Origin of the sequence: Parahoeflea alexandrii (genome assembly GCF_027214025.1) — a bacterium.
Classification (GTDB): Bacteria; Pseudomonadota; Alphaproteobacteria; order Rhizobiales; family Rhizobiaceae; genus Hoeflea; species Hoeflea alexandrii_A.
Window position 1 is genome coordinate 62789 of record NZ_JAPWHB010000005.1, and the last position, 9684, is coordinate 72472.

General features: G+C 63.1%; 7 protein-coding genes. 5 read left to right on the forward strand and 2 right to left on the reverse strand.

Annotation, left to right across the window (positions count from 1 at the left end; all coding sequences use genetic code 11):
* Positions 1-43: 43 nt before the first annotated feature.
* Both O4H62_RS16800 and O4H62_RS16805 read right to left on the reverse strand, forming a co-directional pair.
* A complete protein-coding gene (locus tag O4H62_RS16800; RefSeq protein WP_269389604.1) occupies positions 44-1261 on the reverse strand; it encodes a 6-phosphofructokinase in 1218 nt (405 codons plus the stop codon).
* A 110-nt stretch (positions 1262-1371) separates the two neighbouring features.
* Complete coding sequence (locus O4H62_RS16805; protein ID WP_269389606.1) at positions 1372-2451, reverse strand: LacI family DNA-binding transcriptional regulator; 1080 nt, start codon at positions 2449-2451, stop codon at positions 1372-1374.
* Between the two features lie 341 nt (positions 2452-2792).
* Here O4H62_RS16805 and O4H62_RS16810 point away from each other — a divergent pair, with 341 nt between their 5' ends.
* From O4H62_RS16810 to O4H62_RS16830, 5 genes are all read left to right on the forward strand, one after another.
* A complete protein-coding gene (locus tag O4H62_RS16810) occupies positions 2793-4142 on the forward strand; it encodes an ABC transporter substrate-binding protein (protein ID WP_269389607.1) in 1350 nt (449 codons plus the stop codon).
* Positions 4143-4221: 79 nt separating this feature from the next.
* Positions 4222-5463 carry a carbohydrate ABC transporter permease gene (locus O4H62_RS16815; protein WP_269389609.1) on the forward strand — a complete coding sequence of 414 codons (1242 nt, stop codon included), beginning with the start codon at positions 4222-4224 and terminating at the stop codon, positions 5461-5463.
* An 11-nt stretch (positions 5464-5474) separates the two neighbouring features.
* The gene (locus tag O4H62_RS16820; RefSeq protein ID WP_269389611.1) at positions 5475-6617 is read left to right on the forward strand and encodes a carbohydrate ABC transporter permease; all 1143 of its coding nucleotides are present in this window, start codon (positions 5475-5477) and stop codon (positions 6615-6617) included.
* A 10-nt stretch (positions 6618-6627) separates the two neighbouring features.
* Positions 6628-8304, forward strand: a complete 1677-nt coding sequence (locus O4H62_RS16825) for an alpha-glucosidase (protein ID WP_430538456.1) — start codon at positions 6628-6630, stop codon at positions 8302-8304.
* 31 nt (positions 8305-8335) lie between these two features.
* Positions 8336-9424 carry an ABC transporter ATP-binding protein gene (locus O4H62_RS16830; RefSeq protein WP_269389613.1) on the forward strand — a complete coding sequence of 363 codons (1089 nt, stop codon included), beginning with the start codon at positions 8336-8338 and terminating at the stop codon, positions 9422-9424.
* Positions 9425-9684: the final 260 nt, after the last annotated feature.

A 9684-nucleotide genomic window follows, 5' to 3' on the forward strand; every position in this document is an offset into this window, starting at 1 on the left:
GATAAGCTGTCTCGCTGGGGCTTGCCGGAGTTGATCTTCCCCCTCACCCCCCAGCTAAGATCTTCGCCACCTTGTTCGGCCTGAGCCGATAGGCGTCCGGCATGCCGCTGCCGAGCAGCGGGCGGAGATACATGCGGAACGCGTCGGTCACGTCGTGGCCGGAGGCGGCGATGAATTCGTCGGGCATGGTCCGGGTCTTGCCGGCCACCCGTTCCAGCGGCACCAGCTCGTAGTCGACCGAGTAGTGGCCGGTGCGCTTGATCGTCACCGATCCGTCGCGGTCGCCGAACATGCCGTATTGCACCGCCTTCTCGCCGACTTCGCGGGCCTCGTTCTGGTCGACATCGGACACGCAGCCGACGAAACTGCGCTGGATATAGCCGAGCGTGTCGCCGCGCACCCGGGTGATGCCCAGTTCCTGCTTGACCTTCTGGGTCAGCAGGTCGGCCAGCGCGCCGCTGCCGGAGAGTTGCACATTGCCATGCGCGTCGCGCTCGACCTGTTTGGCCAGCCTGGCGATGATCGGCTCGCCCGAACCGTCATGGATGCCCTCGCTGACGGCGACGACGCAGCGCCCGTACCGTTCGTACACCTGCTTCACATCGCTCAGGAACCGGTCGATCTCGAAGGCGCGCTCGGGCATGTAGATCAGATGCGGGCCGTCGTCGGAAAATTTCTTGCCGAGCGCCGAGGCGGCGGTGAGAAAGCCTGCATGCCGCCCCATGACGACACCGATATAGATGCCGGGCAGCGCCGCATTGTCGAGATTGATGCCCATGAAGGCCTGCGCCACGTAGCGCGCGGCTGACGGAAAACCGGGCGTATGGTCGTTCTCAACCAGATCGTTGTCGATGGTTTTCGGAATGTGGATGCAGCGCAGATCGTAGCCTGCCTTGCGCGCCTCGTCGTTGACGATGCGGACCGTGTCGGAGGAATCGTTGCCGCCAGTGTAGAAAAAATAACCGATCTCGTGCGCCCTGAGCACCTTGAAGATTTCCTGGCAGTATTTCAGATCCGGCTTGTCGCGGGTCGAGCCCAGCGCCGAGGACGGCGTATTGGCGACCATTTCCAGATTGTGGGTGGTCTCCCGGGTCAGATCGTAGAAATCCTCGTTGAGGATTCCCTGCACGCCGTGCACCGCGCCGTAGATCAGCTCGACATTGCGGAACTTGCGCGATTCCAGCACCGCGCCCACCATGGACTGGTTGATGACTGCCGTTGGGCCGCCGCCTTGGGCGACCAGTACCTTGCCGTGAAACACAGCGCTCTCCTCATGCTCTTGGAAGGACAGACTGGCACTTATGATGGTCGTTGAACAAGCGATTGATTGATCGGCAGGTTTCCCGTCCGTATCGGCCAGGCCCTGTCCCGCTACTCCGCCGGGGCATCCTCCGTTGCCCGTCTGCGAACCGGCCTGCTCTCCGCCGGCACTGGCCCCGTGGTGCCGCGAACGATCAGGTCCACCGGCCAGATCTCCTGCACCGGCTCCGTCTCCACCCCCGTGATGATGTCGACCAGCCGCTCGCAGATGCGGGCGCCGGCGGCGCGGATCGACGAGCGGGTGGTGGTCAGCGGCACCGAAAAGCTCTCGGGCTTGAGGAACGGAAACACGTCGTCATGGGTGATGATCGACACGTCGTCGGGCATGCGCAGTCCGAGCTGGTCGAGCGCCCGCACGATCCCGAGCGTCACGAACATCGAGGCGCTGAGCAGCCCGGTCGGGCGTTCGGCGGCATCCTTGTCGCGGAACAGCGTCATCGCCAGCCGGTAGCCGTTCTCCTCGTTCATCGCGGCGGAATGATGCTGCAGGCTCTCCGGCGGCAGGCCGTAGTCCCTGAGCGCCCGGGTCACGCCGCCCAGCCGGTGGACCGCGAAGGTGAAGTCGATGTCGCCGTTGATATAGGCAAGCCGCCGGTGTCCCAGCTGCAGCAGGAGCTGTGCCGCCGCGTAGAACGCGCCTTCATTGTCGATGTCGACGCAGGCATATCCGTCCGCTGGCGCCAGCGCCCGGCCATGCGCCAGGAACGGGATCTTCAGCCCCCGCACCAGGCCGATGCGCTGCTCGTCGTTGCGCATCGACGACAGGTAGACGCCGTCGACCGAGCGGGAGGCAGCGATCCGGCGGTAGGCCTCGGTCTCCCGCTCGTAGGGCGCCGGCGTCAGCGATAGGTCGACTTCGCGCGACAGCGCATGTTCGCCCAGGCCCGAGAGGAACTCGACGAAATGCGGGTCGAGATCGACATTCTTGCCCACCGGCAGCACGTAGCCGATCGATCCCGCCCGGCCTGTCGCCAGCTTGCGGGCATTGGAGTTCGGATTGTAGCCGTGCTTGCGCGCCGCCTCGACAACCTTCAGCCGGGTCTGCTCGCTGACCTCCGGATAGCCGTTGAGCGCGCGCGAGATCGTCGTTTGCGAAAGTTCGAGGAGCTGCGACAGCTGCTTCAGGTTCACGGCGGGGAGGTCCAGTTCTTTCAAAGCGGTTTGGAACGGCGGCGGCTACCAGACGATGCCGCTTATTCCAAGTCTTTCATCTAATCGCAGCTTTGCATGCAAAAAAAGCGAAAAAGCGCATCGTGCAGCGCGAAATAATGCTGCAATGCGGCAGGTTTTGGAGGTTCCTGAGCGGTTGCTGCGAGAATCTGGATGCGGTGGCAACTTTAAGCTTGACTCAGGCAGGCTCTCGTAATCCTCTGAAATCAAGCCAAAGCGCTTTGAAATTGACGTAGCGCGGGCTCGGAGAAACCGTTCAGCTTCAGTGAGAAGGCCGGTCATCGGCCGGGAGGAAGAGTTTGATGAGAAATCTGTTTTTGATGAGCGCGGCAGCGGCTGCGCTGGCATTGGGATCGGCGCACGCCGCGGATCTGAAGTTCGCCCCGGGCGAAGGCAATTTCAACTGGGAGAGCTACGAGGCGCTCAAGGCCACGCAGCTCAACGGCGAGGAAGTCACGGTCTTCGGCCCCTGGCTCGGGCCGGACCAGGCAAACGTCGAGGCGGTGCTCGCCTATTTCGCCGAAGCCACCGGCGCAGACGTCAAGTATGTCGGCTCCGACAGCTTCGAGCAGCAGATCGTCATCGACGCCGAAGCCGGCTCCGCGCCCAATATCGCCGTCTTCCCGCAGCCCGGTCTTGCCGCCGACATGGCCAAGCGCGGCTTCCTGACGCCGCTGCCCGACGGCACCGGCGACTGGGTCAAGGAAAACTACGCCGCCGGCCAGTCCTGGGTCGATCTCGGCACCTATGCCGGCAAGGACGGCACGAAGAACCTCTACGGCTTCTTCTACAAGGTCGATGTGAAGTCGCTGGTCTGGTACATCCCGGAAAACTTCGAGGATGCCGGCTACGAGATCCCGCAGTCGATGGAAGAGCTCAAGGCCCTGACCGAGCAGATCGTCGCCGACGGCGGCACGCCCTGGTGCATCGGTCTGGGATCGGGCGGCGCCACCGGCTGGCCCGCAACCGACTGGGTCGAGGACATGATGCTGCGCACCCAGGCGCCCGACGTCTATGACAAGTGGGTGTCCAACGAGGTCAAGTTCACCGATCCGGCCGTCATCGGCGCCATCGAGGAATTCGGCTGGTTCGCCCGCAATGACAAGTTCGTCGCCGGCGGCGCCGGCGCTGTCGCTACCACCGATTTCCGCGACAGCCCGAAGGGGCTCTTCTCCTCGCCGCCGCAGTGCTACATGCACCATCAGGCCTCCTTCATCCCGGCCTTCTTCCCCGAAGGCACCAAGGTCGGCACCGATGCGGACTTCTTCTACATGCCCGCCTATGCCGACAAGGATCTCGGCAAGCCGGTCCTGGGCGCTGGCACCGTCTGGGCCATCACCAAGGACAGCCCCGGCGCGCAGGCGCTGATCAAGTTCCTGGAATCGCCGATCGCGCATGAGATCTGGATGGCCCAGAAGGGCTTCCTGACCCCCTACAAGGCGGTCAACACCGATGTCTTCGGCGATCCGACGCTCAAGAAGATGAACGACATCCTTCTCGGCGCCACCACCTTCCGCTTCGATGGATCCGACCTGATGCCGGGCGGCGTCGGCGCCGGTTCGTTCTGGACCGGCATGGTCGACTATGCCGGCGGCAGATCGGCCGAGGAAGTTGCTTCGGAAATCCAGAAATCCTGGGATGCGCTGAAGTAAGCAAACCCTGCGACCAGACAAGGCAATCCCGGCATGCGGCCGGGGTTGCCATCGGCACTGCCTTTTGGGGAGGGAAGGGATGCATCCGGCACTTCAGGGTCTGATCACAATCATCGTCGGCGTCGGCGGATGCGTGGGCTACTTCTATTTTTCCAATCAGTTTCTCGACAGGGTGCTGTTTCCGGCCAGGGGCGAGAATGCCGGCCGCAACATCAACCGGGCCAACCAGATAAGGCCCTGGCTGTTCCTGTTTCCGGCGCTGTTCGCGCTCGGCCTCTATCTCGCCTATCCGGTGTTCGCCACGCTCTGGCTGTCGTTGACCGACCGCGACGCCGGCGGCGCTTTCGTCGGTCTCGCCAATTACATCCAGATGGCCCGGGAGCCGAAATTCTGGGAAGCCATGCACAACAACATGCTGTGGCTGGTGATCGTGCCCGCGTTCTCCACCGCCTTCGGCCTGCTTGCCGCGCAACTGACCGACCGCATCTCCTGGGGCGGCATCGCCAAGTCGCTGATCTTCATGCCGATGGCGATTTCCTTTGTCGGCGCAGCGGTGATCTGGAAACTGGTCTACGACACGCGGCCCGCAGGCCAGGACCAGATCGGCGTGCTCAATGCCGTCTGGCTGAGCTTTGACGGCGGCGCCATGTCGGTTCTCTTCCTCAAGTTCGTTCCGGTGCTGCTGGTGGCACTCTTTGCCGCCCTGATGGCATTCGTCATCTACCAGATCCTGCGGCCGCTGCTCGGACGTGAAAAGGGCCATGGCAAGTCGCACTGGTGGGCCCATGGCCTGCGCGCGATTGCCGCCATTGCCGCAGCCTGGATGATCTGGCTGTCGCTCGGCGCCATCGTCTCGCTTGCCTCCGCCACGCTGCCCTACGGCGAACCTCAGACCTGGCTGACCATTCCGTTCTGGAACTCGATATTCCTGATGGTGGTGCTGGTCTGGATCCAGACCGGCTTCGCCATGGTCATCCTCTCGGCGGCACTGCGCGGCATTCCCGAGGAAACCATCGAGGCGGCCGTCATCGACGGCGCCAATCCGTTCCAGATATTCTTCAAGATCAAGGTGCCGCAGATCATGAGCACCATCGTCGTCGTCTGGACCACCATCACCATCGTCGTTCTCAAGGTCTTCGACATCGTCTTCGCCATGACCAACGGCCAATGGGAGACCCAGGTTCTCGCCAACTACATGTACGACAAGCTGTTTCGCGCCAACGACTGGGGCGTCGGCTCCGCCAGCGCCATGGTCATCATGCTGCTGGTCACCCCGATCCTGGTCTGGAACGTCTACAACGCCCGCAAAGAAACGCGCTGAGGGAGACGGCGATGCACGCAACATCATCGAGAAAATCACCTCTCGTCTGGGCCGTTCACATTTCGGTCGTGGCCCTCGTGGCACTCTGGCTGTTCCCGACCGTCGGCCTGTTTGTCTCCTCCTTCCGCACCGCCGACCAGATCGCCAACTCGGGCTGGTGGGCTTCGCTGTTCACCCAGGAGCGCCAGGCCCCGGCAATCCGCATCGACGGCGCCGAACAGCAAGTCGACGGCGAATTCGTCATCTCGGGCAATCTCTTCGAGGCCGGCAATGTCACCATCAGCCGCTGGGGCACCAGTTCGCGCGAGCCCGAGGCCTATGAACCCGGCCAGGTGGTCGATCTGGGCGACGGCGAGCGCCTCACCGTCGCCGAGGATGGCGCCTTCCGCCTTTCCGCGCCCCAGAGTTTTGGCGACAGCCGACTGCCGCGTGTCTTCACCACCGCCACGAGGCCGCCCGAGTTCACGCTCGAGAATTACCGCTTCGTGCTGTTTGATCCGGGCAACCGGGAAGGCATGGCAAAGGCGTTCTTCAACACGCTCACGGTCACCATTCCCGCCACCGTCATCCCCATCGTCATTGCCGCCTTCGCGGCTTACGCGCTGGCCTGGATGCGCTTTCCCGGCCGCTCGCTGCTGATCGCGGCCGTCGTCGGCCTGCTGGTGGTGCCGTTGCAGCTGGCGTTGATCCCGCTTCTCAAGCTCCACAACGACATCGGCATCGGCAAGGGCTATCTCGGCGTCTGGCTCGCCCACACCGGCTTCGGCCTGCCGCTGGCGATCTATCTGTTGCGCAACTACATGGTCGGCCTGCCGCGCGACATCATCGAGAACGCCCGGGTCGACGGCGCCACCGATTTCCAGATCTTCGTCAAGATCATCCTGCCGCTGTCGTTTCCGGCGCTGGCCTCCTTTGCCATCTTCCAGTTCCTGTGGACCTGGAACGATCTTCTGGTGGCGCTGGTCTTCCTCATCGATTCCACCGGCGAGACGACGGTCATGACCAAGCAGATCGTCGAACTGCTCGGCACCCGCGGCGGCAACTGGGAGATCCTGGCGACCTCCGCCTTCGTCTCGATCGCGGTGCCGCTGGTGGTCTTCTTCGCCATGCAGAAATACCTGGTGCGCGGCCTGCTGGCCGGCTCCGTGAAATAACGAGGCCTTTATGAAAACCATGACCCTTGCCGGCAAGCGGCAGCAAACCGGCCTTGAGCTGGCGCCTGATGCACAATGGTGGCGTGGCTGCGTCATCTACCAGGTCTATCCGCGCTCCTACCAGGACACCTCGGGCGACGGGATCGGCGACCTGATCGGCATCGCCGACCGCATTGAATACATCGCCTCGCTCGGTGTCGATGCTATCTGGATCTCGCCGTTCTTCACATCGCCGATGCGCGATTTCGGCTACGACGTGTCCGATTACACCAATGTCGATCCGATGTTCGGTACGTTGGGCGACTTTGATCATCTGGTCAGGGTGGCGCACGATCACGGCATCCGCATCATGATCGATCTGGTGCTCTCGCACTCCTCCGACCAGCACCCCTGGTTTGTCGAAAGCCGCATGAACCGCACCAATCCGAAGGCCGACTGGTATGTCTGGGCCGAACCCAAGCCCGACGGCACGCCGCCCAACAACTGGCTGTCGATCTTCGGCGGCTCTGCCTGGCAGTGGGACGGCAAGCGCGAACAGTACTACCTGCACAATTTCCTCACCTCGCAGCCTGACCTCAACTTCCACAACGAGGAAGTCCGCCAGGCCCTGCTTGACGTGGTGCGGTTCTGGCTCGATCGCGGTGTCGACGGCTTCCGGCTCGACACCATCAATTTCTATTTCCACGACAAGGAACTCAGGGACAACCCGCCGCTGGCCAAGGAGTTGCGCAACGATTCGATCGCGCCCGCGGTCAATCCCTACAACCACCAGCTCCATGTCTACGACAAGAACCGGCCGGAGAACCTCGACTTTCTCAGGCGTTTCCGCGCGCTACTGGACGAGTATCCCGGCACCACCGCCGTGGGCGAGGTGGGTGACGCGCAGATCGGGCTGCAGATCGTTGCCGACTACACCTCCGGCGGCGACAAGATGCACATGTGCTATGCCTTCGAGTTCCTCTCCGGCACGCCGCTCACCGTTGAGCGGGTGCGCTCGGTGATGACGGCTTTCATGACGGCGGCTCCCGAAGGCTGGGCCTGCTGGGCCTTTTCCAACCACGACGTCGTCCGTCACGCCACCCGCTGGGGCGGCAACGTCAACGACCGGGAGCATTACTTGCGGCTGCTTGCCGGCCTGATCCTGTCGCTCAGGGGCTCGGTCTGCCTCTACCAGGGCGAGGAGCTGGGGCTGACGGAAGCCGAGCTTGCATTCGAGGATCTGCAGGACCCGTACGGCATTCAGTTCTGGCCCGATTTCAAGGGCCGTGACGGCTGCCGCACGCCGATGGTCTGGTCCGAGCATGAACAATGCGCCGGGTTTACCAACGGCCAGCCCTGGCTGCCGATCCCGCCCGAACATCGCCACCTCGCGGTCGACACGCAGGACAATGTCCAGGCCTCCATGCTCAACCATTACCGGCGCCTGGTGGCCTTCCGCAAATCCCACCCGGCGCTGGTCAAGGGCAGCCTCGAATTTGTCGACACCGGCGACGCGGTGCTCTCGATGATCCGCCGCGACGGCAACGAAGCCATCTTCTGCGCCTTCAATCTGAGCGAGGAAACCCAGGTCATCGACCGTCCGGCGGGTGCGCTTGAGCCGCTCGACGGCCACGGATTTTCGGGGTTCCTGCGTCCCGATACAATAGAACTATCACCTTACGATGCTTTTTTCGCCAGGCTCGGGTGAAGCCATTCAGGGCGTGAGGGGAGGAGACGACATGGCCGGCTTGAAATTGAAGGGCCTCAAGAAATCCTACGGTGCCGTCGATGTGATCCACGGCGTCGATCTCGAGATCAAACAGGGCGAATTCATCGTCTTCGTCGGCCCTTCGGGCTGCGGCAAGTCAACTCTGCTGCGCATGATCGCCGGGCTTGAGGAGATCACCGGTGGAACGCTGGAAATCGACGGCATGGTGGTCAACGATGTGCCGCCGTCCAAGCGCGGCATCGCCATGGTGTTCCAGTCCTATGCGCTTTATCCGCACATGACGGTCTACGACAACATGGCCTTCGGCCTGCGCATTGCCGGCCAGAGCAACGACGAGATCGACCGCCGGGTCCGCTCCGCCGCCGATATCCTGCAGCTGGGTGACTATCTCGACCGGCTGCCCAAGGCACTGTCAGGCGGTCAGAGGCAGCGCGTCGCCATCGGCCGGGCCATCTGCCGCGACCCCAAGGTCTTCCTGTTCGACGAGCCGCTGTCCAATCTCGACGCCGCCCTGCGCGTGGCGACCCGTATCGAGATCGCCAAGCTCAATGAGTCCATGCCCGAGACGACGATGATCTACGTCACCCACGACCAGGTCGAGGCAATGACGCTGGCCGACCGCATCGTGGTCCTGTCGAAAGGCGTCATCGAGCAGGTCGGACCGCCGATGGAGCTCTATGATCGTCCGCAGAACCTGTTCGTGGCTCAATTCATCGGCTCGCCGGCGATGAACATCATTCCCGGAACCATCGAGAGTGCCGGCGCCAGTGCCGTCATCTCCTTTGCCAACGGCAAGTCGGTCGATACCGGCATCGCCGTTCCCGACGCGGACAAGGGCAGGAAGGCCTCCTTCGGCATCCGGCCGGAAGACCTGGTCGCCACCACCGGCGATGATTTCCTGTTCGAAGGCACGGTCTCGATCGTCGAGGCGCTGGGCGAGGTCACGCTGCTTTATGTCGAGGACCTGACCGAAGACGAGCCGATCATCGCCAAGATGCCCGGCCATCAGCCCGTCAAGCGTGGCGACAAGCTTCGCTTTACCGCCGACAAGGCCAAGCTGCATCTGTTTGATGCAAGCGGTCATACCTACCGCCGCTGAGCCCGCGCATTGCCGCCTGGCGGTGCGGATGCTTGAGGACACAACAAGGCCTCGGCCTTTCGGTCGGGGCTTTTGCTGGACGATCGTGACTGGAGGTCAGGCGGATGAAGCCGGCTGGGAGGAACCCGGCCTCATCCTGTCGTCATGGTCTTAGTAGCTGAGATTGCGCTGACGGTTCTGCGCATCGATTGCAGCCTGCGAACCATCGCCGAGCGATGCGGTTGCCGTGTAGTCGATACCGGCCTTGCCGGCCCGATCCT

Excerpts from the sequence above, each read along its gene's own strand:
- O4H62_RS16825 (WP_430538456.1), top strand. The coding sequence starts at position 6,628 with ATGAAAACCATGACCCTTGCCGGCAAGCGGCAGCAAACCGGCCTTGAG.
- O4H62_RS16830 (WP_269389613.1), top strand. The coding sequence starts at position 8,336 with ATGGCCGGCTTGAAATTGAAGGGCCTCAAGAAATCCTACGGTGCCGTC.
- O4H62_RS16820 (WP_269389611.1), top strand. The coding sequence starts at position 5,475 with ATGCACGCAACATCATCGAGAAAATCACCTCTCGTCTGGGCCGTTCAC.
- O4H62_RS16815 (WP_269389609.1), top strand. The coding sequence starts at position 4,222 with ATGCATCCGGCACTTCAGGGTCTGATCACAATCATCGTCGGCGTCGGC.
- O4H62_RS16810 (WP_269389607.1), top strand. The coding sequence starts at position 2,793 with ATGAGAAATCTGTTTTTGATGAGCGCGGCAGCGGCTGCGCTGGCATTG.